The organism is Intestinimonas massiliensis (ex Afouda et al. 2020) (assembly GCF_001244995.1).
Lineage (GTDB): Bacteria > Bacillota > Clostridia > Oscillospirales > Oscillospiraceae > Intestinimonas > Intestinimonas massiliensis.
On sequence record NZ_LN869529.1, the window covers coordinates 678133 to 701332 of the forward strand.

Annotated in this window: 22 protein-coding genes and 1 riboswitch; of the genes, 4 read left to right on the forward strand and 18 right to left on the reverse strand. The window is 63.1% G+C overall.

Annotation, left to right across the window (positions count from 1 at the left end):
- Nucleotides 1-50: 50 nt before the first annotated feature.
- The 3 genes from BN2154_RS16440 to BN2154_RS07230 all read right to left on the reverse strand — a co-directional run bounded on the left by BN2154_RS16440 (nt 51) and on the right by BN2154_RS07230 (nt 2286).
- Nucleotides 51-1259, reverse strand: coding sequence for a DUF2812 domain-containing protein (locus tag BN2154_RS16440; protein WP_050618171.1), 1209 nt, complete (start codon nt 1257-1259; stop codon nt 51-53).
- Nucleotides 1256-1576: a PadR family transcriptional regulator gene (locus BN2154_RS07225; RefSeq protein WP_050618172.1), complete on the reverse strand. Its 321-nt coding sequence runs from the start codon at nt 1574-1576 to the stop codon at nt 1256-1258. The genes BN2154_RS16440 and BN2154_RS07225 overlap by 4 nt, the downstream gene beginning before the upstream one ends.
- A 131-nt stretch (nt 1577-1707) precedes the next feature.
- Complete coding sequence (locus BN2154_RS07230) at nt 1708-2286, reverse strand: ECF transporter S component (RefSeq protein WP_050618173.1); 579 nt, start codon at nt 2284-2286, stop codon at nt 1708-1710.
- Between the two features lie 115 nt (nt 2287-2401).
- A riboswitch (FMN riboswitch) is annotated at nt 2402-2541 on the reverse strand.
- A 150-nt stretch (nt 2542-2691) separates the two neighbouring features.
- Between BN2154_RS07230 and BN2154_RS07235 the strand changes: the two genes are divergently transcribed.
- From BN2154_RS07235 to BN2154_RS07245, 3 genes are all read left to right on the forward strand, one after another.
- Entirely contained in the window at nt 2692-3204 is a 513-nt protein-coding gene (locus tag BN2154_RS07235) for an SLOG family protein (RefSeq protein ID WP_050618174.1), read from the forward strand.
- 130 nt (nt 3205-3334) lie between these two features.
- Nucleotides 3335-3715: a BlaI/MecI/CopY family transcriptional regulator gene (locus BN2154_RS07240; RefSeq protein WP_050618175.1), complete on the forward strand. Its 381-nt coding sequence runs from the start codon at nt 3335-3337 to the stop codon at nt 3713-3715.
- Nucleotides 3712-5898 (forward strand): M23/M56 family metallopeptidase, encoded by a 2187-nt coding sequence (locus tag BN2154_RS07245; RefSeq protein WP_050618176.1) that lies wholly within the window; start codon nt 3712-3714, stop codon nt 5896-5898. Before BN2154_RS07240 ends, BN2154_RS07245 begins: the two co-directional genes overlap by 4 nt.
- A 49-nt stretch (nt 5899-5947) precedes the next feature.
- On the opposite strand, the gene BN2154_RS07250 is transcribed toward BN2154_RS07245, so the two are convergent.
- From BN2154_RS07250 to BN2154_RS07285, 8 genes are all read right to left on the reverse strand, one after another.
- Nucleotides 5948-8464 carry an ATP-dependent Clp protease ATP-binding subunit gene (locus tag BN2154_RS07250; protein WP_050618177.1) on the reverse strand — a complete coding sequence of 839 codons (2517 nt, stop codon included), beginning with the start codon at nt 8462-8464 and terminating at the stop codon, nt 5948-5950.
- A gap of 121 nt (nt 8465-8585) precedes the next feature.
- A complete protein-coding gene (locus tag BN2154_RS07255; RefSeq protein ID WP_050618178.1) occupies nt 8586-9308 on the reverse strand; it encodes a CvpA family protein in 723 nt (240 codons plus the stop codon).
- Nucleotides 9309-9323: 15 nt separating this feature from the next.
- Nucleotides 9324-10499 carry a DUF5711 family protein gene (locus BN2154_RS07260; RefSeq protein WP_050618179.1) on the reverse strand — a complete coding sequence of 392 codons (1176 nt, stop codon included), beginning with the start codon at nt 10497-10499 and terminating at the stop codon, nt 9324-9326.
- A 27-nt stretch (nt 10500-10526) separates the two neighbouring features.
- On the reverse strand, nt 10527-11279 hold the full coding sequence (gene truA, locus BN2154_RS07265; RefSeq protein WP_050618180.1) for a tRNA pseudouridine(38-40) synthase TruA: 753 nt from the start codon (nt 11277-11279) through the stop codon (nt 10527-10529).
- A gap of 11 nt (nt 11280-11290) precedes the next feature.
- Complete coding sequence (locus BN2154_RS07270; protein ID WP_050618181.1) at nt 11291-12097, reverse strand: energy-coupling factor transporter transmembrane component T family protein; 807 nt, start codon at nt 12095-12097, stop codon at nt 11291-11293.
- A complete protein-coding gene (locus BN2154_RS07275) occupies nt 12098-12967 on the reverse strand; it encodes an energy-coupling factor transporter ATPase (RefSeq protein WP_050618182.1) in 870 nt (289 codons plus the stop codon).
- Nucleotides 12968-13021: 54 nt separating this feature from the next.
- Nucleotides 13022-13864 carry an energy-coupling factor transporter ATPase gene (locus tag BN2154_RS07280; RefSeq protein WP_050618183.1) on the reverse strand — a complete coding sequence of 281 codons (843 nt, stop codon included), beginning with the start codon at nt 13862-13864 and terminating at the stop codon, nt 13022-13024.
- A gap of 35 nt (nt 13865-13899) precedes the next feature.
- Nucleotides 13900-14763, reverse strand: a complete 864-nt coding sequence (locus BN2154_RS07285; protein ID WP_050618184.1) for a class I SAM-dependent methyltransferase — start codon at nt 14761-14763, stop codon at nt 13900-13902.
- 186 nt (nt 14764-14949) lie between these two features.
- On the opposite strand from BN2154_RS07285, the gene BN2154_RS07290 reads away from it, so the two are divergent.
- On the forward strand, nt 14950-15654 hold the full coding sequence (locus BN2154_RS07290; protein ID WP_050618185.1) for a hypothetical protein: 705 nt from the start codon (nt 14950-14952) through the stop codon (nt 15652-15654).
- 762 nt (nt 15655-16416) lie between these two features.
- On the opposite strand, the gene BN2154_RS07295 is transcribed toward BN2154_RS07290, so the two are convergent.
- The 7 genes from BN2154_RS07295 to purM form a co-directional block, all read right to left on the reverse strand.
- Nucleotides 16417-17496 (reverse strand): YkvI family membrane protein, encoded by a 1080-nt coding sequence (locus BN2154_RS07295; protein WP_050618186.1) that lies wholly within the window; start codon nt 17494-17496, stop codon nt 16417-16419.
- A 67-nt stretch (nt 17497-17563) separates the two neighbouring features.
- A complete protein-coding gene (gene purD, locus BN2154_RS07300) occupies nt 17564-18820 on the reverse strand; it encodes a phosphoribosylamine--glycine ligase (RefSeq protein ID WP_050618187.1) in 1257 nt (418 codons plus the stop codon).
- A 13-nt stretch (nt 18821-18833) separates the two neighbouring features.
- Nucleotides 18834-19616 (reverse strand): TraX family protein, encoded by a 783-nt coding sequence (locus BN2154_RS07305; protein ID WP_050618188.1) that lies wholly within the window; start codon nt 19614-19616, stop codon nt 18834-18836.
- A 9-nt stretch (nt 19617-19625) separates the two neighbouring features.
- On the reverse strand, nt 19626-20798 hold the full coding sequence (locus tag BN2154_RS07310; RefSeq protein ID WP_050618189.1) for a phosphoribosylaminoimidazolecarboxamide formyltransferase: 1173 nt from the start codon (nt 20796-20798) through the stop codon (nt 19626-19628).
- Nucleotides 20799-20811: 13 nt separating this feature from the next.
- Nucleotides 20812-21519: an IMP cyclohydrolase gene (locus BN2154_RS07315; protein ID WP_050618190.1), complete on the reverse strand. Its 708-nt coding sequence runs from the start codon at nt 21517-21519 to the stop codon at nt 20812-20814.
- Nucleotides 21510-22163 carry a phosphoribosylglycinamide formyltransferase gene (purN, locus tag BN2154_RS07320; RefSeq protein WP_050618191.1) on the reverse strand — a complete coding sequence of 218 codons (654 nt, stop codon included), beginning with the start codon at nt 22161-22163 and terminating at the stop codon, nt 21510-21512. Before purN ends, BN2154_RS07315 begins: the two co-directional genes overlap by 10 nt.
- Nucleotides 22160-23200 carry a phosphoribosylformylglycinamidine cyclo-ligase gene (gene purM, locus BN2154_RS07325; RefSeq protein WP_050618192.1) on the reverse strand — a complete coding sequence of 347 codons (1041 nt, stop codon included), beginning with the start codon at nt 23198-23200 and terminating at the stop codon, nt 22160-22162. Before purM ends, purN begins: the two co-directional genes overlap by 4 nt.

Here is a 23200-nt window from a genome sequence, read left to right on the forward strand (position 1 = left end):
CCTGCCAGTATACGACGGCAGCCTCAAAATGTCAAACGAATGTTCGATATTTATGGGCCGGGTTCCCACGCCAAAAGCTGGGCGATTTGCTCCAAGTGCTCCGCTAGATCCTGGGTCCCATTGTAGTCCAGATAGATCACACGGTCCCCGGCGCAGGCGAAAAGCTGCTGCCCGCCGTAGTCTGTGTCGGTCACCAGCGCCAGCCGGTCGAAGCCGGGGGCGGTCAGCTCCTTTACCTGGTAGCGCTCCGGTTCATATTCGGTTTTCCAGGTGTGGTAGTCAAACAGGTCGTCCAGCAGGGGAGAGGCCAGGAAGGGAAGGGCCAGGTCGTACCAGTCCATGCGCAGGTGGCACGCATTCCCGGCGCCGGGTATGGTTCCGCGCTGCCTCACCTCATAGTGCTGGGAGAGGGGGTACCACTCATAGCGCACGTAGTTATCCCGGTCGGGGCCCTCATAGCCGGGATAGGAAAGGGGCTCTGGGAGGTAAGTCTCAACGCCCTCCAGCTCCGCCAGGGAGAGCAGCGGGGCGGGCCGGGCCAGACCGGCCAGCTCGGACGCCCACCGGCCCGCAGTGAAAAAGTAGACCCCGCTGGCGATGGAGGCGACGGCGCCCAGCGTCATCAGCAGGGTATAGAGCTGACGGATCAGGCCGGTCCGCTTCCAGCCCCGCCCGGTGGGGGCTGGGATGCCCTCGCTGAGCTGCCGCCGCAGACGGCGGATACCCAGGACCTGCCGGAGATAGTAGAGGAGGAACGCCAGGCAGAGCAGGGCGGCAAGGGGGGTGTAGAGAGAATTGCTCTCGACCAGCCGCTGGACCGGGCCGAAGGCGCTGTCCGCCGCCGCCCAGAGAAAGAGGGCCGCCATGACGAGCGCCGCCAGAACGCACACCAGCCCGGAGCGGGTCAGCCGCCTGCTCAGATGCTCCAGCGCGTAGCTCTGGGCCACCGGATCGGTGTGAAATTCCTCGGTCTCCGGGTCATCGGCCCAGTAGACGGCAAAGGCCTGGCCAAAGGGGCCGGCATAGTGCCACCCCCGCCCGGCGCTGTAGTCCACCTGCTCCCGGGCCAGCGAAGCCGGGACAGAGCCGCTGGGTTCGGCGTGGTAGCGGATGGGCATGGGCCTGCCCCGGCGGAACCGGGCAAAGCAGGAGCCCATTTCGGTGAAGAAAAGCCCTCTGGCGGCCATGTCCTCCAGCCAGCTCTCAATGCCGTGCATGTCCAGAAAGTCCACGGGGACCAGCTTGCGCACCAGCTTCATGTCTCATCATCCTCCTCGCTTTCCGCGTCGGCGATGCAGGCCCTGAGCCGCTCCAGTTCGTCGCCGTACAGGGCGCGGCCCTTGTCCGTCAGACGGTAAGTCCGTTTCCGACCCAGAACGTTGACCTCACGGATGAGCTGCTCCTCTTCAAATTTGGCCAGGATGGTGTAGAGGGTCCCGGGTCCCAGCCGGACCCGGCCGCAGGTTTTGCGCTCCACGAAGTCCGCAATCTCGGCGCCGCATAAATCCCGCTTCCGAAAGGACATGAGCACGTAGAACATCGTCTCGGTCAGCGCCTCCAGAGGTCTTTTGGACATCACATGTCCTCCTTATATCGAGCTTCGATATCGACTGTTGATATTATAAGCTTCCGGGATGGCGCTGTCAAGGCAAACAAAAAACGCCCCGACGGCCGTTGAGACGGTCGGGGCGTTTTCAGACTGAGGGATCAGATGTTTTCCGCCTCGGGCTTGGAGACGTCCTTTCTGGGCTCGCCGTGGACGATGTGGCGGGAAACGGCCTTGTAGACCACAAAGGTGATACAGGAATTGATGCCTGCCTTGAGCAGGTTAAAGGGGAGGATAACGGGCAGAAGCATGGCGTCTACCACTTCGGTGGGAGCACCCATGAACATGGGGGTGATAAAGTGGTTGGCGACCATCATCACAAGGCCCATGGTCAGCGTGCCGCAGCACAGGCCGACGACGGCGCCGGCACGGGTGTGCTTGAAGCGGTAAATGGTGGCGGAGACCAGTACCAGGGCGCTGGTGGCGATAACGTGCATGAGGAAACCATAGACGCCGTCGCCGCCCAGGAAGAAGGCCTGGATAAAGGAAGCGAGCACGGTGATGATGACGCCGGCTACCGGACCGTAGGCAAAGGCGCCGATCAAAATAGGCACGTCGGCGGGGTCATACTGGAGAAAGGCGGCGGAGGGGAACAGGGGGAAGTGGACCAGCGTGATGAGAACGGCGCCGATGGCGGTGAGCATGGCCAGTACCGTGAGCTGCTTGGTGCGGGGATTCATAAAGAGCACTCCTTTTCAGACGCAGGATTCCGCTGCGCCCCATGTAATGGAAAACACCTGAAAGGCATCAATGTCTTCCAGGTGTTAAAAACATGGGAAAGGTGCGCGTTTCTTAACACATCTTCTTCCATCCAGACTTCGCATCCAATGGGATGCGTCACTGTCGGTCCCGGAGTTCCACCGGGTCGGTCGTTCGGAGAACGAGTCGCGGACTTTACCGCCGATCGGGATTTTCACCCTGCCCTGAAGACATCTGTGATTCAGTTGTTTTCAACTTCTATTATACGCACAGCCCCCAAAAAAGCAAGTCTAAAATCAAAAAAGTTTACGCACAAATGTTCGATAAAACATTGACTTGCCCTTTTGGATATACTACAATAAGCAAAAAGAGAGAGGGAGAAGGTCATGGACAGAGCCACCACCTGCTGCTTTACCGGGCACCGGCCCAATAAGCTCCCTTGGGGCGAGGACGAGCGGGCCCCCCGCTGTCTGGCGCTGAAGGCCCGGCTGGCGGAGCTGCTGGAGGACTGCTACCGGCAGGGCTACCGCCACTTCATCTGCGGCATGGCCCAGGGGGCCGACATGTACTTTGGAGAAGCGGTGCTGGCCCTGCGGGAAAAGCACCCGGACGTAACGCTGGAGGCGGCCATCCCCTGCGAGGAGCAGGCTGCCCGCTGGAAGGAACGGGACCGCAACCGCTATTTCGGGCTGGTGGAGCGCTGTGATCTGGAGACCATGGTGCAGCACCGCTATACCAGCGGCTGTATGCAGCGGCGCAACCGTTATATGGTGGATCGCTCCTCGCTGGTCCTGGCCGTCTACGACGGGATGCTGGGGGGGACCATGTATACCCTGACCTATGCCATGCGGCAGGGCGTGCGGGTGGTGACCATGGACCTGGACGGAACGATTGGCTGACAGGGCGGGTATCCGGATGTTCCGGATGCCCGCACTTTTGCATTTGCAAAAATAACTTGACATTCTGCTTTTGCAGAGGTAAGATACGAGCACAGAGATTTCTGCAAATGCAAATATAGGAGGAACCCCAATGAGAGAGAGCAGACGGCTGCCGGAATCGGAGCTGGACATCATGCTGGTGGTGTGGAAGGAGGGGGGCGCGGCGACGGCCCCCGCCATCCTGGCGGGTCTTGAGCGGCCTCTGACGGCCAGCGCGCTGCACAGCTATCTGAAGCGGCTGGAGGAAAAGGGCTTTCTGACCTGCGTCAAAAGTGGAAAAGTAAATACCTATACGGCTTTGATCTCCCAGGCGGATTACCAGAGAAGCGAGGGGAGGAGCATCCTCCGCAAGCTCTACGGGGGTTCCCTGACCCGGTTTGCCGCCGCCCTCTATGACGAAGGCCCGGTGGACCAGCAGGAGATTGCCCAGCTCCAGGCCCTGCTGGAGGAGCTGAGGGGGGAAGCCCGGTGATCGGAGCCCTGTTTCAGCGGTTTGTTCTGCTGTCCCTGAGCGGTTCGATGGTGCTGCTGCCCCTGCTGCTTTTCGCCGGTCTCATCCAGCGGCGGTATCGGGCACAGAGCTGTGCGGTGCTGTGGCTGCTGCTGGCGGTGCGGCTGCTGCTGCCCGTCCGGGTGCCGCTGGAATTGCTGCGGCCCGCTGTGACTCTGCCCATGCCGGAGTATACCGCCATCATGCTGCCCCAGACACCGTCGGAGTCCGCACCTGCCGCTCCGGCGTCTGCCGCGCCGTCTGTGGGGGCCAAGCCCCCTGCGGCGGAAAAGGCCCCCACACGCTCCGCGGCGGAGCGGCTGGGGACCGTCTGGCTGCTGGGAGCCGCCGTCTTTCTGCTGGGGCAGGGGGCGGCCTGCCGCCTGACCCGCCGCCGCCTGATGCGAGGGGCGCGGGAGGACGCAGAGGACCAGGCGTGCGTGGAGCGACTCCGGCGAGAGCTGGGAGTCAAAGGGAACACGGCGGTCTGGCGAACCGCCTGGGCGGCCACGCCCCTGACGCTGGGGCTCCTGCGTCCGGTGATCCTGCTGCCGGAGGAGGCCCTCCCGGCGGAGCACCTGGAGCTGGTCCTGCGCCATGAGCTGCTCCACATCCGGCGGGGCGACCTGTGGTACAAGGCGCTGCTGCTGGCGGTTAACGCCGTCCACTGGTTCAACCCCCTGGTGTGGTGGATGGCCCGGGAGGCCGGGCGCAATTTGGAATATTGCTGTGACGACGCGGTGGTGCGGGGCCGGGATGCCGACTTCCGCCGCCGCTATGGAGAGGTTCTGCTGCATGCCGCCGGCGGAGGCGGGCCCGTGCTGTGCACTCGGTTCGGAGACAGCGGGACACGTCTGAAAGGAAGGCTGATGAATTTGTTTCAAACCAAGCGGACCGGGGCGGCCATGGTCTGTGTGGTCCTGGCCGGGGCGGTGCTGGCCGGCGGACTGGTCGCCTGTGAGAGCGCCGGAGCGGCGGGCTCCGGTGATCCCGCGGCCTCCGTGGCTCCGCCCGCCCCGACGGAGACGGCTCGGGCGGGGAAGGACCTGGTGCTGGAAAATGTAGTCCTTCTACATCTGGAAAATTCCGAAATCTATGTGCCGGTGAATAGCATGGAGCCCGATGTCATGTCTGCGGATACGATGGGGGAGGTGCTGGTGGACCGGAAACTGACCGATGGGACAGAGGTCGTGTGCTATTGGATGCCGGATAGTGAGTATACGAAATACTGGGCTATCCGGCAGGGAGACAGCTTGCTGCGGTTTTGTGTAGAGGACAGCGCTTATCAGGCAGGCTATTCGATAGAAGAATTTCAGAATGTGCTTGGGAAAAACGGGTTTCGGATTGAAGCACCCAGAGGAGCGGCCTATCAGGCCTATGATTATTATTACATAGACACAAACGGCGTGCCGAGGCTGCTGGCAGATTGCGCCAACTGGGTAGAAGAGCGTGATTCAAATGGTGACGGCGAAAAGGAACTGCTCTACTTTTATCATGGCGGAGCCTTGCCGTACTACTACTTTCGACAGGGTGACGTGATATATAAAGCGGATATAGAATCTCTGTGGCAGAATAGGTTTCCGGATTTCCAATTAGGGGCTAAAGCGCCGCCTTATGAATGGGCGGATAGAGGCTTGACGGTATATTACAGCAAAAAGATGGAGAATAGCTCGGTCGAACCGGAATTACAGAAAGCGTATCTGGACTTTACGGCTGAGACGATAGAGGCCTGGTTGGAGAAGGATGCTTCTGAGATCGGCTGCCAGTGGCCGGTACCGGAGAACTACCAGATCTCCGCCCTCTCTGGTTCCCGGGTTCACCCTGTCACCGGAGAGAAACGCGGCCACTCCGGCGTGGACATTGCGGCGCCGGAGGGCACCCCGGTCCTGGCGGCGCTGGGCGGCGTGGTGGTGGCATCCGGATTTGACGCCGTCTACGGAAATTATGTGGAGCTTACCCACGAAAACGGCCTTTCCACCCTCTACGCCCAGCTCAACGCCCGGGAGGTGGAAGAGGGCGATACCGTGGACCAGGGCCAGGTGATCGGCACGGTGGGCTCCACTGGCCAGTCTACGGGGGCCCATCTCCACCTGGAGTTCCGGGTGGACGGCGAGGCGGTCGATCCGCTGGCCTATTATCCCGAAAGGAACTTCGAATTCCCCTAATGGGCCAAAACGCCCTGCACCAAACGGTGCAGGGCGTTTTGCATATCCGTTACAGGGCCAGGATGGAGAGGGACTCGTCCTCGCCCACGGCCTTGATCTGGGTGACGGGGGTTTGATAGCTGTCGATGATCTTGGTGGCGATGGGGTCCTCCAGGTCCTTCTGAATCTGGCGGCGCAGGTTCCGGGCGCCGTAAGCGGCGGAGTAGGACTTCTTTACCAGGTAATCCAGTACGCTGTCGTCCCAGGTGAAGGTAATGCCCTTCTCCCGCAGGTTGTCGGTAAGCTCCTGGAGCATGATCTTGGCGATCTCCTTGAAGTTGTCCTCGGTGAGGCGGTTGAAATAGACCACCTCGTCCACCCGGTTGATGAACTCGGGACGGAGGAACTCGCCCAGGGCCTTCATGGCCCGGTCCTTGCTCATCTCGTTGGCGGTGCGGCCAAAGCCCACCGAGCCGGCAGACTTGTTGGCGCTGCCCGCATTGGAGGTCATGACGATGACGGTATTCTCAAAATTCACGTTCCGGCCCTGGGCGTCGGTAATGTGGCCATCGTCCAGGATCTGGAGCATGATGTTGAGCACGTCGGGATGGGCCTTCTCAATCTCGTCGAAGAGGACCACGCAATAGGGCTTGCGCCGCACCTTCTCAGTGAGCTGCCCGGCCTCGTCGTAGCCCACGTAGCCCGGGGGCGAGCCGATGATGCGGCTCACGGCAAACTTCTCCATAAATTCGGACATGTCCAGCCGGATGAGGGACTCGGGGGAGTTGAACATGTCCATGGCCAACTGCTTGACCAGTTCGGTCTTGCCCACGCCGGTGGAGCCCACAAAGATGAAGGACACGGGCTTGCGCTTGGAGGCAATGCCCACCCGGCCCCGACGGATGGCGGAGGCCACGGCCTTGACGGCCTCGTCCTGGCCGATGATATGGCTCTTGAGCCGTTCCTCCAGACGGGACAGGCGTTCATACTCCTGCTCCTGAATCTGGCTGGCGGGAATCTTAGTCCACAGCTCGATGACCCGGGCCAGGTGTTCCACTGTCAGGGCGGGGTCTCCCTTGGCGGTCAGCCCGTCCCGCTCGCCGGTGAGCTGGAGCTCCTGACTCTTGAGGACGGCCAGCCGCTGATAGGCCTTCTCGCTGGCCTGGTTCTCCAGCACGGCCCGCTCCTGGGCCACTCCGGCGAGCTGACGCTGGAGGTCGGCGATCCGGCCCTGCCGGACGCCGGGGTCCTCACCCTCCGCCGCGGGCATGGCCTCCAGCCGTTCCTTCTGCTGAAGCAGGGCGGCCTCCCGCTGCTTGAGCTTCTGGAAGGCCTCGCCGGACTTATCATTGGCGGCGGCCAGCATAACCTCCCGCTCCTTGGCGATGTCGGCCAGCTCCTTATCAATCTCCATAGTCCGGGCCAGAGCCTTGTTGTGGAGGTTCACATCGGAGGAGGCCTCGTCAATGAGGTCGATGGCCTTGTCGGGCAGGAAACGGTCGGTGATGTACCGCTCGGACATGGTGACGGCCAGACGGCACATCTCCGGCGCGATCTTCACGTGGTGATAGGCCTCGTAGTAGGGGGCGATACCCTGGATGATTTGGACGGCATCCTCGATGGAGGGCTCCTCCACGATGACCGGCTGGAACCGGCGCTCCAGAGCGGAGTCCTTTTCAATATACTTGCGGTATTCCGTGAGGGTGGTGGCGCCGATGACCTGAATCTCGCCCCGGGACAGGGCGGGCTTAAGGATATTGGCGGCATTCATGGAGCCTTCGGCATCCCCGGCCCCTACCAGGTTGTGGACCTCGTCAATGACCAGGATAATGTTGCCTAGCTTTTTGATCTCCTCGATGAGGCCCTTCATGCGGCTTTCAAACTGGCCGCGGAACTGGGTGCCCGCCACCAGGGCGGTCAGGTCCAGCAGATAGACCTCCTTGTCCATCAGCTTATAGGGCACGTCCCGCTGGGCGATGCGCATGGCAAGGCCCTCGGCGATGGCGGTTTTACCCACGCCGGGCTCACCGATCAGGCAGGGGTTGTTCTTTTGACGGCGGTTGAGGATTTGGACTACCCGCTCCAGCTCCTGATCCCGGCCGATGATCCGATCCAGCTTGCCGTCCAGGGCTTTTTGAGTCAGGGAAATGCAATAATTTTCCAGAAACTTACGCTTGGGCTGGCGGGGCTCGGTCTTGCCGGGCTTTTCATCCCGGCTCTGCCGGGGCTGCTCGCTGGGCGTAGGCGCGGCGGACTCGCCGCCTCCATTGCCAAAGAGCTTATTGAGGAAGGGAAAGGTGGCGGTCCGGCCCTCGTCGTCCTCGTCGTCGTCCCCGCCGTCCTCCTGGGCCATCAGGCCCTCCATACCCTCGGCGCCGCCAAAGGCGGACATCATCTCATTGGTGATGCCCTCCAAATCATCGTCGGTGATGCCCATCTTCTGCATCATATCCTGAACGGGCTTGATGCCCAGTTCCTTGGCGCACTTGAGGCAGAGACCCTCGTTCTTGGTCTCGCTGCCGTCGATGCGGGTCACAAAAATCACGGCCACGTTTTTATGGCATCTGGAACAAAGCGTTGGCTGCATTATGGTTTCACTCCTTCGAGGGAGAAGGGCTTGATCCATTTCTCCCAGGTTACCGAATCTAACATGTAATTGTGAACTGGTGATGAATTTCGTATGAAAAACATTAAAACACGGTAGGATATCAGGCGCCCAGAATCAGGGTCACCGGATTGGTGGTCATAAAGAATTTGAGCAGACGGGTCTGATCCACGGCCTCTTCCGGTATGATGTTGCCCAGGTAGCGCAGGACCCATGCACAGACGAAGAGAAGGATGCACCCCTTTACCAGGCCCAGCAGGGCCCCGCCGGTCTTGTTGAGGGCGTGCAGGCCAGGCAGACGGGCCACCAGGTCCAGCGCGCGGCTGAGGATGGTCCAGAGGATGAGGATCAGGACGAAGGACAGGCCAAAGATCAGCATGTGGGCCACGCTGCCGGCAATGGAGGCCGCCACCGCGGCGGCGGCGCTGGCGGCCACCTCCGTCATGCCGGCCCGGACCGCCTTGTCCACGGCGTCCACGGCGCTCTGGTAGAAGCCCATGTCCTTAAGGACGTTCAGCACGTCCTGGAGGGGGAGGTCGTCCGGGGTCACCGCGCCGGCGGCACCGGCCGACCCGTCGGACTGCCAGGAGGCGCTTTGAATCTGCTCCTCCAGCCGCTGTTCCAGGGCGGCGGCAAATTTAGGCTCTAAGTACGCGGCCACCTTGGGGGCCATGATGTCTGAGACGGCGCTGGCGCCGATGAAGGCCACGAGGACGGCCAGCAGGCCGCACAGGGAGAGGAGCAGCCCACGCTTGGCGCCCAGCAGGGCAAACACGGCCAGAATGAGGAGAATGACGATGTCGAAGATGAGATAGGGCGTTGTCATAAAGATACCTCGCTGTTATTCGGGAATGAAGAGACGGGCGGTCTCCCCGGTGATGAGCCAGGCGGTGCCGTCGGAGCGGAGCACCACGTCCCGGGCTCCGCCGGTGGTGTCCAGAGAGGCGTAGAGCTCCAGATCGCGGGTGTAGAGATCCAGCCGTCCGGCGGTGAGCACCGCCACATAGCGGCCCGCCGCGTCCAGATCCAGTACTTGGTCGTCCAGCTCCAGAGCGGCCAGCTCCTGCCCGGCGGCGTCCACCGTCAGCAGGGTGGCGCCGGAGCCCGCCCGGTACTTGCCCAGCAGCAGGGTGGCGGAGCGGTCGCCCCCCAGGGAGAAGGCCTTGAGATAGCGGCCGCCGTAGTCGTACTGCCCCGCCAGGGAGCCGTCCAACTGGACGATGGAGAGCGCCTCATCGCCCAGGGCCCAGAAGGAATCGGCGTCGTATTTCAGGTCCAGCACAGCGCTGCCGCCCAGTGAACAGGAGGCATAAGGGGCGTCCTCATCCAGATGATAGAGGGCCAGGGCGCTGTCAAAGGCGTCGTCGGTCTGCCCGGCGGTGAGAACGGCTACGGTCCTGTTGTCGTCAGAGAGCAGGCCGTCCATCAAAAACCGGCTGGAAAGGCGGATGCTGACCAGCGGCTGATAAGACCCATCGTAGACGGTGACGGAGCCCTTATAACCGGGCTCCCGGCTGGTGACGGTGAGGCGTCCAGCGGCGTTGAGCCGGGCGGACAGGATCTCATGGCCCTGAGCGGCGCTGGTCTCCAGCACGGTGGACCGGTCGGACAGGACCCGCAGGGCGTAGCCCCCCGCGTCATAGACCACGGCCGCGCTGCCGGCTCCGTCGGCCACCGGGGTAGTGAGCAGGACGGATTCGGTGAGGTACTCCACGCCGCTGACGGAGAAGAGCCGGGCTCCGCTGGCGGAATAGACCAGCAGGTCGTCCCCCACGCCCAGGCAGCCGCCCTTGCCGCCGCTTTCCAGGCGGAAGGAGGTGGGCTGCCGGTCGTCGCCCGTCTCCAGCGTGCGGTAGGTGATGTAGCGCTTCAGGGAGTCGAGGTTGATCTTGTCCCGGAAAGCCACCAGCGCCACGGCGCCCAACACCAGGGCCAGGGTGAGCAGAAAGGCCAGCAGCCGCACCACGATATTCGGTTTTTTCGGAGGCGCGGGCTCCGGCCGCTTCAGTTCTTCCATGTTTATGCGCAAATCCCCCTGAATAGATTACAAAACATCTTCCTCGTACCACAGCTTGGTCATGTACAATCCGCCCGGAGGGACCGTAGGTCCCGCGGCAGTGCGGTTTCGGTTTTCCAGGATCTCGGTTACGGCCTCCGGCGGGAATTTTCCCTCGGCGGCGTAGACGCAGGTGCCCACCATGGCCCGCACCATATTATAGAGGAAGCCGTTGGCACAGACCCGGCACTCGATGAGGTCCCCGCTGCGGGCGATCTGGAAGTAGTGCACCGTGCGCACCGTGGATTTCACATTGGTGCCCACAGAGCGGACGGCGGCAAAGTCGTGGGTGCCTACGAAGCGGTCGGCTGCCGCCTGCATGACGGCCTCGTCCAGCGGCTTGGGGTAGAACCAGGCCCGATCCACATAAAAAGCGTTGCGGATGCGGGAGTTGTAGATACGGTAGGTGTACTCCTTTTTGAGGCAGGAGCCGATGGCGTTAAAGCCCTCGGACACCTCCGTCGCCTTTACCACCACGATGTCGTCGGGCAGGCGGGTATTCACCGCCAGCGGGATGCGGTCGCAGGGGATGGAAGAGGCGGTGCGGAAGTTGGCGATATAGGTCTCGGCGTGGACGCCGGCGTCGGTGCGGCCCGCCCCGGTGAGCTTCACCGGGTGGCAAACCACGGTGGCCAGGGCCTTTTCCAAGGTCTCGGCCACGGTGACGTCCCGCTTTTGGACCTGCCAGCCGTGGTAGGCTGTCCCGACGTACATGAGTTTCAGAGCAATATTTCTCGTCATGGAAACACCCTTTACCAGCCGAGATACCGCAGGACATACACTGCGGCCACCATGAAGAGGCTGCCCGCCAGGGCCAGATAGTCCCGCCGGACGAAGATGAGCTGCCGCAGGCGGGTGCGGCCCTCACCGCCATGGTAACAGCGGCACTCCATGGCGATGGCCAGCTCGTCGGCCCGCCGGAAGGCGGAGATGAACAGCGGCACCAGCAGGGGCACCAGGGCCCTGGCCTTCTGGAAGAGGTTTCCGGTATCAAAATCGGCGCCCCGGGCCTTCTGTGCGGACATGATCTTGTCGGTCTCCTCGATGAGGGTGGGGATAAAGCGCAGGGCGATGGACATCATCATACTGAGCTCGTGGACCGGCACCCGGAGCTTTTTCAGGGGCCCCAGCAGCTTTTCCAGCCCGTCAGTAAGCAGGATGGGGGAGGTGGTGTAGGTCAGCAGAAAGGTGCAGGTGATGAGCATGGAGATGCGAAGCACCATATAAATGGCAGCCCAAATGCCCTCCACGGTGATTTTGAGAAACTTCCACTGCCAGATGGGGTCGCCGGGGGTGTAGAACAGGTTGAGGATGGCGGTGAGCACGATGATGAAGAGGATGGGCTTCATGCCCCGCAGGATGGTTTTGAGCCGGACCCTGGAGATCTGGATGCAGACCGCCAGCACGGCCATCAGCAGCAGGTAGGAGGGCAGGCGCTTGGCGGAGAACAGGGCTACGATATACAAGACGGTAAAGAGCAGCTTGGTCCTGGGGTCCAACTGATGGATGAAGGAGTTTCCGGGAAAGTATTGGCCCAGGGTGATGTCCTTGAGCGCCATTTACACCGCCCCCTTCTTGCGCGCCAGCGCGGCCTGTACGGCAGCCCGGGCCTGGGCAATGGTGTAGACCGAGGGGTCCACGTCCGCACCCAGCTCCCGCAGGCGGTGGAACACCCGGGTCACCTGGGGGACGCCCAGTCCCATCTCCTCCAGCTCACGGCCGTGGGCAAAGACCTCCCGGGGCGTGCCGGAGAAGGGGATGCGGCCGCCGCTGACCACCACCAGGCGGTCCACGGTGCGGGCCACCTCCTCCATGGAGTGGGAGACTAGGATGATGGTGGCGTTTTTCGCCTCGTGGTAGTCGTGAATGTTGCGCAGGATGGACTCCACGCCCACCGGGTCCAGACCGGCGGTGGGCTCGTCCAGCACCAGGACGGAGGGCTCCATGGCGATGACCCCGGCGATGGCCACCCGGCGCTTCTGCCCGCCGGAGAGCTCAAAGGGGGACTTCTCCAGCGCTTCGTCGGGCAGACCCACGAAGGCGGCGGCGGAGCGCACCCGGCGGTCAATCTCCGCCTCGTCCAGTCCCATGTTCCGGGGACCAAAGGCGATATCCTGATAGACGGTTTCCTCAAACAACTGGTATTCCGGGTATTGGAACACCAGGCCCACCTGGAACCGGGTGGCCCGGGTGCGCTCTTTGGTCTCCCAGATATCCCTGCCCTCGAACAGCACCCGGCCCGAGGTGGGCTTCAGCAGGCCGTTGAGGTGCTGGATCAGGGTAGATTTGCCCGAGCCGGTCCGGCCGATGACGCCCAGGTATTCGCCGCGATAGGCGGCAAAATCCACGTCCACCAGAGCGCCCTGCTCGAAGGGCGTGCCGACGCTGTAGACGTGCGAGAGCTTTTCCGTCTGAATGATGGGTTCCAAAGGAAATCAGTCCTAACATTATAAATGGTGCCTGTCCTTGCGGGGCGGGGGCCGTCAGGTCAAAAGCCGGTACAGGGCCTGGGCGCACTCCTCGACGCTCAGGGCGTCCAAGGGAAGCTCCAGACCGTCCTGGCGCAACGCGTAGCACAGCTCCACCGTCTCAGGGACGGTCAGGCCCACGGCCCTGAGCTCCTCCACGCGGGAGAAGACCGTCTTGGGGGCGCCGTCGGCCACCACATGACCGTCGGCCATGACCACCAGCCGGTCGGCCAGAGCGGCCTCGTCCATGTGGTGGGTGATGAGGACCACCGTGACGCCGGAAGTCCGGTTGAGCGCCTGGATGGTGTGCAGCACCTCACGGCGGCCCACCGGGTCCAGCATGGCGGTGGGCTCGTCCAGCACGATGCAGCGGGGCGCCATGGCGATGACCCCCGCAATGGCCACCCGCTGCTTCTGGCCCCCGGAGAGGAGATGAGGGGCGTGCTCCCGGTATTCATACATTCCCACGGCCTTAAGGGCGGCGTCCACCCGCTGGCGGATCTCCGCCGGAGGGACCCCCAGATTTTCGGGGGCAAAGGCCACGTCCTCTTCCACCACATTGGCTACAATCTGGTTGTCCGGGTTCTGGAACACCATGCCTACGGTGCGGCGGATGTCCAGCAGCCGGGCCTCGTCGGCGGTGTCCATGCCGCCCACCCACACCTTGCCCCCGGTGGGGAGCAGGATGGCGTTCATATGCTTGGCCAGGGTGGACTTGCCGGAGCCGTTGTGGCCCAGCACAGCCACGAAGGAGCCCGCTTCGATCTCCAGATCCACTCCGTCCAGCACGATGGGAGCCAACCCCTCGGTGACGGCATAGGAGAAGCGCAGATCGTCGGTTTTGATGATGGTGCTCATGTTCGCTGCCTCGTTTCAGGTCGGTCGTGCGGGCCTTAGCCCGCCATCCAGCGGCCGGTGGCTCCGCAGGGGAGGGCCAGCCCGCTCTCGGTGACGGGCAGCCCCAGCTCGTCGCTGCGGGTGCGGCCGCCGTATTTGGGGGTGATGAGAGATTCCAAAATGTAGGTCAGCACCGACGGGGCCAGCCCGGTGGTGTAGGAGTTGATGAGGAAGAAAAGAGGCTCGTCAGAGAGCACCCCCATCACCAGCTCCACAAAGGGCCAAAGGCTGTCATCCAGTTTCCAGACCTCGCCGGAGGGGCCGCGGCCGTAAGAGGGAGGGTCCATAATGATGGCGTCGTACCGGCGGCCCCGGCGGATCTCCCGCTCCACAAATTTGGCGCAGTCGTCCACGATCCAACGGATGGGGGCGTCCTCCAGGCCGGAGGCACGGGCGTTGTCCCGGCCCCAGCTCACCATGCCCCTGGCGGCGTCCACATGGCACACCGAGGCTCCCGCCGCGGCGCAGGCCACAGTGGCCCCGCCGGTGTAGGCGAAGAGGTTGAGCACGGAGATGGGCCGCCCCGCCCTGCGGATCTGCTCCATGGCGAAGTCCCAGTTGGCGGCCTGCTCGGGGAAAAGACCGGTGTGTTTGAAGTTCATGGGCTTGACCTGGAAGGTGAGCTCCCGGTAGCGTACCTGCCACTGAGCGGGCACGTCCTTTTTCTCCCAGGCGCCTCCGCCGGTGGAGGCACGGGCATACCGGGCGTCCGGCCGCCGCCACAGCGGGTTGTTCCGGGGTGTCTGCCAGATGGCCTGAGGGTCCGGCCGCACCAGGACGTGTTTTCCCCACCGCTCCAGCTTTTCCCCTCCGCCGCAGTCGATGAGCTCATAATCCCGCCAGCCGTCTGAGACCCACATAGCCTGTCCTCCTTAGAACCGCAAGAATTCCATACTAAAACTAATGTATTATATCACCCCGGTTCCGGCCCGTCAATTTCAAATCGGAGGATTCGACGCTCCTCTTGGGATTTTGCGGAAAAGATTGTGTTTTCGCCTGTGCTGTGCTAAAATTTATCCACAAGTGCAGAGAGAGAGGTGTCGCATATGAGCGCTCCGGAATATTCCTTCCGCAGCGCGGCTTTCGGCGGCTTTAACCGCCGAGACGTGCTGAACTATATCGAGTCCTCCGCCCGGGCGTACCGGGAGAAGGTGGCCGACCTCCAAGGGGAGCGGGACCAGGCGGTCCAGAGCGCCCAGACCGCCGAGGCCGCAGCGCAGGAGGCGCAGGACCGGATCGGAGCTCTGGAGGCGGAGCTGGCCGCCGCGAAAAAAGCCCTGTGCCAGAAGTCCGGGGCTTTGGAGGCGGCGGAGACCGCGCTGGGCCGGGAGCGGGCGGATCTGGCCGGGCTCCGGGAGGAGCTGGGCGGCCTGCGGGGCCAGGTGTCCCGGATGGAGATAGGCGCCCGGGCCTATGAGGAGCTCAAGGACCGCACCGCCACCATCGAGCTGGAGGCCCACCAGCGGGCTCGGGCCATTGAGAAAGAGGCGGAGGAGAAGGCACGCAGGGCCCGGGAGGCGGCCGAGCAGCTTTTGTGCCGTATCCGCTCCGGTTATGAGCGGCTGCGTACCGATGTGGATGCCACCATTACCCACGCTTCGGGGGAGCTGGGGCGAGTGGATAAGGCCCTGGAGTGCGTCAAGGCGGAGTTTGCCGAGCACGATGCCGCACTGGAACAACTGCTGCTCTCCTACCAGGAGGAGAGCGGCGGCCGGAAGGCGCTGGAGCCCCTGCCGCTGGAGGAGAGTTGAGCCATGTGAGCGTACCGGGGCGCCTGTTTACGCGCCGGGCCTGGAGGTGGCCTTCCCCCGCTGGCCGGTGCTGGAGCCCTCCTTCCTGTATGGGGGCTTTCCGCCCAAGGCTCTGCGGAATAAATTCCTTTTTATCAATGATGTAGGGGCTTATCTGACAACGCTTGACAAGGTAGAAACCTCAACAGGAAAGTGCCTTATTCCCGCCCATGCCCCCACCGTGGAGGACAACCGGCTACCATGGGAGCGTGCCTAACTAGTAAAGGAAAACAGCCTGCATGTTGCTGCCGCAACGCGCAGGCTGTTTTTAGGGAACCTGAGAGAAAGGCCATACCAGGAGGGGAGGCGTGCCGGGGTATTTCCGGAGGATTACGGCCTGGATGGCAGCGGATGCGCCTGGGCCCCAGCCCTCTTTGGGAGAGGGGACCGTCCCCTCCACAGCGTCCCCGATAGCGATGTGGGCGCTGGCTGCACCTCCGGTCGCGATGTGAGAGGCCGTGGCGGGATTGCCTGAGGCGGTGACGCCGCGGGCCCAGTGGACTCCATATTGCCCTAGGTTAATGTGGATCAGGGGGCAGGCTGAAGAGAATGCGGCTGCTTTGGTATTCGTAGTGCCAGCCGGGCAGATAGACGGTCTGAACGGGCGGCGCCTCCTGTCGGGGCGGCTCTTGTTCCGCTCCAGTCATGAGATAGTCCAGCGATACGCCGAAAGAGCGGCCCAGCGCGGCCGATTGTCCATGTCCTGACCACCAAGAAGTGCGTTCAATTTGACAACTGCCGGTTGTGCCGGGCTTTTTTCAAGTACATGAAGTGAAGCAGGATACCGATGAGGGCCAGAAAACCGATGTAGCCGCAGATGGGGTAGACGACGCTTACTACATTTTTGAAGCCGAAGATGCTGCCCACAAAGGCCAGGATGCACAACAGCGCGGTAAAGCGTTCGGAGCGGAGCTGCGCACCGGCCCGGAGCTGCACCCGGGTGGTGATGGCGTAGAGGCTGGAGAGGGCGGCAGTGAACATACCGGCAAAGAGCAGGACAGCGTAGAGGAAGCCCAGCACCGGCGTGAGCTGGAAGGCCAGGGCCAGCATGGGCAGCTCGGCATGAGCGACCACATCGGGGTACAGCGTCATGGGCAGGAGGATGCACGCGAAGATCAGTGTCAGCAGGAGCGCGCCCAGGCCCAGCCCGCGGTGGATGGTTTTCCGTTCCCCCGTGCCTTCGGTGAGGGGCACCAGAATAGAGACGGCCGCCATCATGTTGTAGGAGATAAAGGAGAGGGCAGAGAAGAACCAGTTTCCCAGTAAAGGATTTCCACTGGACAGAGGCTTCATCTCCAAGGGTGCAGGGGAAAGGGTGCAGAAGGCGGCCACACCGATGGCGATAGCGGCTGCTACCAGCAGAGGCACCACCAGACTGAAGGAGGCCAGCAGTCCGGCGGCGCCGGCCAGGGCCACTGCCAGCACCAGCAGGGAGATCAGGGCGTCCCCAGCGACGGCGGGCAGACCAAAGACCTGCTCCAGCAGGGCCCCGGCCCCGGCGAGCATGGCCACCATTACGTCAAAAAGGAAGAAAAGGAAGACCCCCTCCACAAAGAGCCGGAGCCAGCGGAGGTCTCGATAGACGATGATGTGGTCGAACTCGGTCCGGCCGGTCTCCTGCGCGATCTCCATGACCATCCGGCTGAACCCTACGAAGGCCAGGATGGCCAGCGCCATACCCACCAGCCCAAAGCCCCCAAAAACGCCAAAAAATTGGAGCAGTTCCTGGCCCGAGAGAAAGCCGGCCCCCAGGAAGCTCCCGGTAAAGACCACGGCAATCTGGCGGGCGGATATTGGTTTCATATGGTACCCCCCTTGAAAGACAAACTGCGGCGCCGGAACAGGCCGGTGCCGCAGCGCACGGAATGACTCAGGTTCGGCCGATGTCGGTCCGGAAATGAAGATCGGTAAAGGATATGTGCTTTGCGCTGTGATATGCACAGGTGATGGCGGATTTCAACGCAGGTCCGACCGCAGTGACACCCAGTACCCGGCCGCCGGAGGTAAGGATGCGCCCATCCTCGGCCCGCTTGGTGCCCGCATGGAAGACCACCGCGGTCTCGCCTGCCTCTTTCAGCCCGGTGATGGGATAGCCGGTCTGGTAGTGGCTGGGATAGCCCCCGGAAGCCAGCACCAGGCAGCAAGCGGCGGACGCCTTCCAGCGAATTTCCAGCTTGTCCAGGGTGCCGTCATGGCAGGCCAGGAAGATATCCATCAGGTCGGTATCCAGCAGGGAGAGGACCGCCTGACACTCCGGGTCTCCGAAGCGGGCGTTGTACTCCACTACCTTGGGGCCGTCGGGGGTGAGCATCAGACCGAAGTAGAGGACGCCCTGGAAGGGGCGGCCCTCGGCCTTCAGCGCCGCCATGGTGGGGAGGAAAATCTCCTCCATACAGCGCCGGGCGACCTCGGGGGTGTAGCCGGGAGCGGGGGAGATGGCTCCCATACCGCCGGTGTTGGGGCCCCGATCACCATCCAGGGCTCGCTTATGGTCCCGGGAGGAGGGCATGGGCACCAGATGCTCCCCGTCGGCAAAGCAGAGCACCGTCACCTCGGGACCGGTCATGCACTCCTCAATGACCACCTTAGAACCCGCCGCGCCAAATTTGCCGTCGGCCATCATGCTCCGGGCAGCCTCCTCGGCCTCGGACACAGTCTGCGCCACCACCACGCCCTTGCCCAGGGCCAAGCCGTCCGCCTTGACCACGATGGGAGCGCCCTGGCGGCGGATGTAGTCCAGAGCGGGCTCCAGCTCGGTAAAGGTCTCGTACCGGGCGGTGGGGATGTGGTATTTGGCCATCAGGCCCTTGGAAAAGACCTTGCTGGCCTCGATGACAGCGGCGTTTTTCCGGGGGCCGAAGGCAGGGATGCCTTTGGCCTCCAACGCATCCACCATACCCAGCGCCAGCGGGTCGTCGGGCGCGACCACGACGAAATCCATCTCATGGGCGGCGCACCAGTCCACCATGGCGTCCACGTCTGTGGCCTTGATGGGGACACAGGTGGCCAGAGAGGCGATACCGCCGTTGCCTGGGGCACAGTAAAGCTCTTTCACTTTCGGGCTTTTGGACAGAGCCCAGACGATGGCGTGCTCTCGGCCGCCGCCGCCCACCACGAGGACTTTCATAGGATACCTCCATTCAGGATATCAGCAGACTCAGCAGATAAAGGACTGCCATATGGACGGGATAGAACCAGTAAAAAAACCATTTGCCGCTGCGCCCCGTGCGGCCGTTGTAGCGGGCCAGAAGGGGGAGCGCAGCCCAGGAGCAGAGCAGGCACAAAAGCTGGTAGGGGAGGTAAAAGCTGGTGAACCAGGGGAGATAAGACGAAACATTTTCCCAGATACGATCGGTCAGCGCCAGCTCCAGTGGAAAGTGGACCAGATAGGTGGCCGCCATGGCCAGCCCCAGGCAGAGCAGGCGCCGGTCCAGACGGGGACCGCAGAGGAAAAGGGCCACCACGGCGGCCACGCCTGCGCCGCCGTAATCCACGTGGAAGAGCTGGCCCAGCAGGACCAGAGCGGCGGCGGGGAGGAGGGCGAAAAACGGATGCAGGCCCCGCTCCCGCAGCAGGCGGTAAAACCAAATTCCCAGGGCGGCAAAGAAGAAGGTGGCGATGACACTACCGCTCTGCCCGCCGGTGGCGATCAGGGCTACCACGTGAGTCAGCGCGCCAAAGAGCCCCAGGCGGAGCAGGTAGCGGCGAAAATCATGGGTGTGCAGGCAGCCCTCAGCCACAAAGAAGGCAAAGATCGGGAAGGCCAGGCGTCCCGCGTACCGGAAGAGATGGTACAGCAGATCATCGGCGCCTGCGACCGCCGCCATGGGGGCAAAGAGCATGCCGACGTGATCGATGACCATGGATACGCAGGCCAGGTATTTAAGCTGTGCACCGGTCAGGCCATTCCCGTGTTCCTTCATGGGGCTGTTTTAATGGTGGAACAGCCGGGCGCCGGTGAAGGCCATGGCGATGCCGTATTGATCACAGGTGGCGATGACATGGTCGTCCCGGATGGAGCCGCCGGGCTGGGCGATATAGGCCACGCCGGACTTTCGGGCCCGCTCTACGTTGTCGCCAAAGGGGAAGAAGGCGTCGGAGCCCACGGACACGCCGTTTTGGGTGGCGATCCACTCCCTGCGCTCGGCGGGCGTCAGGACCTCCGGCCGGACCTGGAAGGTGTTCTGCCACACGCCGTCGGCCAGCACGTCCTCATACTCGTCGGAGATGTAGATGTCGATGGCGTTGTCCCGGTCGGGGCGGCGGATGCCCGGCACAAACGAGAGGCCCAGGACCTTGGGGTGCTGGCGCAGGTACCAGTTGTCCGCCTTGTTGCCCGCCAGACGGGTGCAGTGGATGCGGGACTGCTGCCCCGCGCCCACGCCGATGGTCTGGCCGCCCTTGGCGTAGCAGACCGAGTTGGACTGGGTGTACTTCAGGGTGATGAGGGAGACCAGCAGATCTCGTTTGGCCGCCTCGGGCAGGTCCTTGTTGGCGGTGACCAGATTGGACAGCATGGCGGCGTCGATCTTCAGGCTGTTGTGGCCCTGCTCGAACCAGATGCCGAAAATCTGGCGGCGTTCGATCTCTGCCGGGACATAGGAGGGGTCGATCTGGATGACATTGTAGCCGCCCTTGCGCTTGGTCCGGAGAATCTCCAGGGCCTTGTCGGTGTAGCCTGGGGCGATGACGCCGTCGGAGACCTCCAGGGCCAGATAGCGGGCGGTCTGCTCATCGCAGGCGTCGGAGAGGGCGCACCAGTCGCCGTAGGAGGACAGCCGGTCGGCGCCCCGGGCCCGGACATAGGCGGAGGCGATGGGGGACAGGTCCATTCCCTCGGCAAAATAAATCTTCCGCTCCAGGTCGGTAAGTTCGCTCCCCACGGCGGCGCCGGCGGGGGAGACGTGCTTGAAGGAGGCGGCGGCGGGCAGGCCGGTGGCCTGTTTCAGCTCCTGGACTAGCTGCCAGGAGTTAAGGGCGTCCATAAAATTGATGTAGCCGGGCCGTCCGTTGAGAACCTGTAAAGGAAGTTCTCCCTCCTGCATGAAGATGCGGGCGGGCTTTTGATTGGGATTGCAGCCGTATTTGAGTTCCAGTTCGGTCATGACGAAAGCCTCCTTATTGATGCTTGTTGCGGAGCACGGTCTCAGTCTGGCCGCTCTCCAGGTCGATAAAGCGCACGAACAGGGACACCTTGTTATCGGCGTGGAGGCTCTGCCACAGCTCGGCCGCCAAGGTCTCGGCGTCGGGGGCGGTGATTGCCGCGGGCCGGGGCTCTCCTGTAAAGGAGGGCAGCGGGCTGCCGTCTCCATCATAGGTGCTGATAAAGTGTCCCTGCCCGGCGATGGGGGCGTCGTATTCGAAAAAGAACCGCTGGCAGCAGGCGGGATCGCCCTGGGCGGACTTCAGGATGGACAGACGGTAGGCGCCGTCAGGGCGGACCATACCGGAGATGCGGGGGGTGTAGTTGGGGCCGTCTGGCTCGAACTCCCGGGTGCGCAGAGCACGGACCCAGCCTTCGCCGCGCCGGAAGGCGTCGGCCACCGTGTCGGTCTGGTCGCCGTTGGTGACGATGGTGGTCCCCTCCACCACCCGGACCGGGTGATAGATGATGAGGGAGGGGTCGGTCATCCTGGATGCGTCAAAAGCCCGGGTGCGGATGCCGTCGGCCGTCTCTTCAAAGATGCGGTTGCGGCTGTTCTCGCTGCGGCCCATGATGAAATAGGCGATTACCGCCTTCCCGCCGTCGGCAGAGCGGCCCAGCAGGATACCACGGCCGGGATAGGGGTTGGCGCGGAGGGATTCGTTCAGATCAATCAGCATAATGGCTCCTCCTTTTCACATGCGGGCAGAATATGGACGGTCCGGCCCTTTACGACCAGCCGGTCCTGACAGAACAGCGACACGGCCCGAGGGAGAATGACCCATTCGGCCTGCTCCATCACCCGGCGCTGAAGGGTCTCGGGAGTGTCTCCCTCCTGTATGTCTACCGCCCTCTGAAGGACGATGGGGCCGCCGTCAGGCTCCTCGTTGACAAAGTGGACCGTGGCGCCCGTCACCTTGACCCCGTATGCCAGGGCCCGCTCATGGACGCGGAGGCCGTAATAGCCCGTACCGCAGAAGGAGGGGATGAGCGCCGGGTGGACGTTGAGGATGCGGTTGGGATAGGCCGCCACCATTTCCTCCGTGAGGATGTGGAGGAATCCGGCCAGTACCACCAGGTCGATGTCCAGGCGCTGGAGCCGCTCCACGATGGCGCGGGTCATCTCCCGATTGCCCGGGAAATCCTGCCGGGCCACTACATAGCCGGGGATACCGGCGGCGGCGGCCCGCTCCAGGGCGTAGGCGGTGGGGGAAGAGGAGAGGACGGCGGCGATGGTCCCGTTTTGGATGGCTCCGGCCCCCTGCGCGTCGATCAAAGCCTGGAGATTGGTGCCGCCGCCGGAGACGAGTACGGCGATCCTCTTCATACCAGCACGACGCCCTCGTCGCCCTTGACCACCGAGCCGATGATGTAGGCTCGCTCCCCGGCGCGGCAGAGGAAGTTCTTGGCGTTGCCGATCTCATCTCTGGGGATGGCGATGACCAGACCCACGCCCATATTGAAGGTGTTATACATGTCCCGCGAATCGATCTTGCCCTGCTTGGCGATCAGGTCAAAGATGGGGGGGACGGGGAAGGAGGCGGTCTCGATGCGGGCGGTGAGGCCCGGCTTCATCATGCGGGGCACATTTTCATAAAGGCCGCCGCCGGTGATGTGGCTGATTGCGCGGATGTGGACTCCGTGCTTGAGCAGGCACCGGATGGCCTTGACATAGATGTGGGTGGGCTTGAGCAGCTCCTCGCCCAGGGTGCAGCCCAGCTCGGCCACATGGGTGTTCAGGGTTTTGGCGTCCTCGCCCAGCACCTTGCGGACCAGAGAGAAGCCGTTGGAGTGGACACCGGAGGAGCCAAGGCCCACCAGCAGGTCGCCCTCCTGCATGGTGGAGCCGTCCAACATGTTCTCCTGATCGGCGATGCCCACGGAGAACCCGGCCAGATCGTACTCGTCGGCGGGATAGAAGCCGGGCATCTCGGCGGTTTCGCCGCCAATGAGAGCGCAGCCAGCCTGGCGGCAGCCCTCTACCACGCCGGAGACGATGGACGCGACGCGCTCAGGCACGTTTTTGCCCACGGCCAGATAGTCCAGGAAAAAGAGGGGGGCGGCGCCGGAGCAGACGATGTCGTTAACGCACATGGCCACGCAGTCGATGCCCACGGTGTCGTGCTTGTCCAGGACAAAGGCCAGTTTCAGCTTGGTGCCCACGCCGTCGGTGCCGGAGACCAGGACAGGCTTCTGGATGCCCTCCAGATTGGGGGCAAAAAGCCCGCCGAAGCCGCCCAGCGTGCCGATGACGCCGGGAATGTAGGTGGATTCCACCAGAGGCTTGATGCGGTTGACGGCCTCATAGCCGGCAGTGACGTCCACACCGGCGGCGGCATAGGATTCGGAGTGAGAATTTTTCAT

Bases quoted from the DNA above. Each gene is read 5' to 3' on its own strand.
- BN2154_RS07225 (WP_050618172.1), bottom strand. From the start codon at position 1,576: ATGTCCAAAAGACCTCTGGAGGCGCTGACCGAGACGATGTTCTACGTG.
- purD (WP_050618187.1), bottom strand. From the start codon at position 18,820: ATGAAAGTCCTCGTGGTGGGCGGCGGCGGCCGAGAGCACGCCATCGTC.
- BN2154_RS07280 (WP_050618183.1), bottom strand. From the start codon at position 13,864: ATGAGCACCATCATCAAAACCGACGATCTGCGCTTCTCCTATGCCGTC.
- BN2154_RS07260 (WP_050618179.1), bottom strand. From the start codon at position 10,499: ATGGAAGAACTGAAGCGGCCGGAGCCCGCGCCTCCGAAAAAACCGAAT.
- BN2154_RS07250 (WP_050618177.1), bottom strand. From the start codon at position 8,464: ATGCAGCCAACGCTTTGTTCCAGATGCCATAAAAACGTGGCCGTGATT.
- purM (WP_050618192.1), bottom strand. From the start codon at position 23,200: ATGAAAAATTCTCACTCCGAATCCTATGCCGCCGCCGGTGTGGACGTC.
- BN2154_RS07285 (WP_050618184.1), bottom strand. From the start codon at position 14,763: ATGTGGGTCTCAGACGGCTGGCGGGATTATGAGCTCATCGACTGCGGC.
- BN2154_RS07255 (WP_050618178.1), bottom strand. From the start codon at position 9,308: ATGACAACGCCCTATCTCATCTTCGACATCGTCATTCTCCTCATTCTG.
- BN2154_RS07235 (WP_050618174.1), top strand. From the start codon at position 2,692: ATGGACAGAGCCACCACCTGCTGCTTTACCGGGCACCGGCCCAATAAG.
- BN2154_RS07290 (WP_050618185.1), top strand. From the start codon at position 14,950: ATGAGCGCTCCGGAATATTCCTTCCGCAGCGCGGCTTTCGGCGGCTTT.
- BN2154_RS07310 (WP_050618189.1), bottom strand. From the start codon at position 20,798: ATGACCGAACTGGAACTCAAATACGGCTGCAATCCCAATCAAAAGCCC.
- BN2154_RS16440 (WP_050618171.1), bottom strand. From the start codon at position 1,259: ATGAAGCTGGTGCGCAAGCTGGTCCCCGTGGACTTTCTGGACATGCAC.
- BN2154_RS07305 (WP_050618188.1), bottom strand. From the start codon at position 19,616: ATGAAGGAACACGGGAATGGCCTGACCGGTGCACAGCTTAAATACCTG.
- purN (WP_050618191.1), bottom strand. From the start codon at position 22,163: ATGAAGAGGATCGCCGTACTCGTCTCCGGCGGCGGCACCAATCTCCAG.
- BN2154_RS07295 (WP_050618186.1), bottom strand. From the start codon at position 17,496: ATGAAACCAATATCCGCCCGCCAGATTGCCGTGGTCTTTACCGGGAGC.
- BN2154_RS07230 (WP_050618173.1), bottom strand. From the start codon at position 2,286: ATGAATCCCCGCACCAAGCAGCTCACGGTACTGGCCATGCTCACCGCC.
- BN2154_RS07240 (WP_050618175.1), top strand. From the start codon at position 3,335: ATGAGAGAGAGCAGACGGCTGCCGGAATCGGAGCTGGACATCATGCTG.
- truA (WP_050618180.1), bottom strand. From the start codon at position 11,279: ATGACGAGAAATATTGCTCTGAAACTCATGTACGTCGGGACAGCCTAC.
- BN2154_RS07270 (WP_050618181.1), bottom strand. From the start codon at position 12,097: ATGGCGCTCAAGGACATCACCCTGGGCCAATACTTTCCCGGAAACTCC.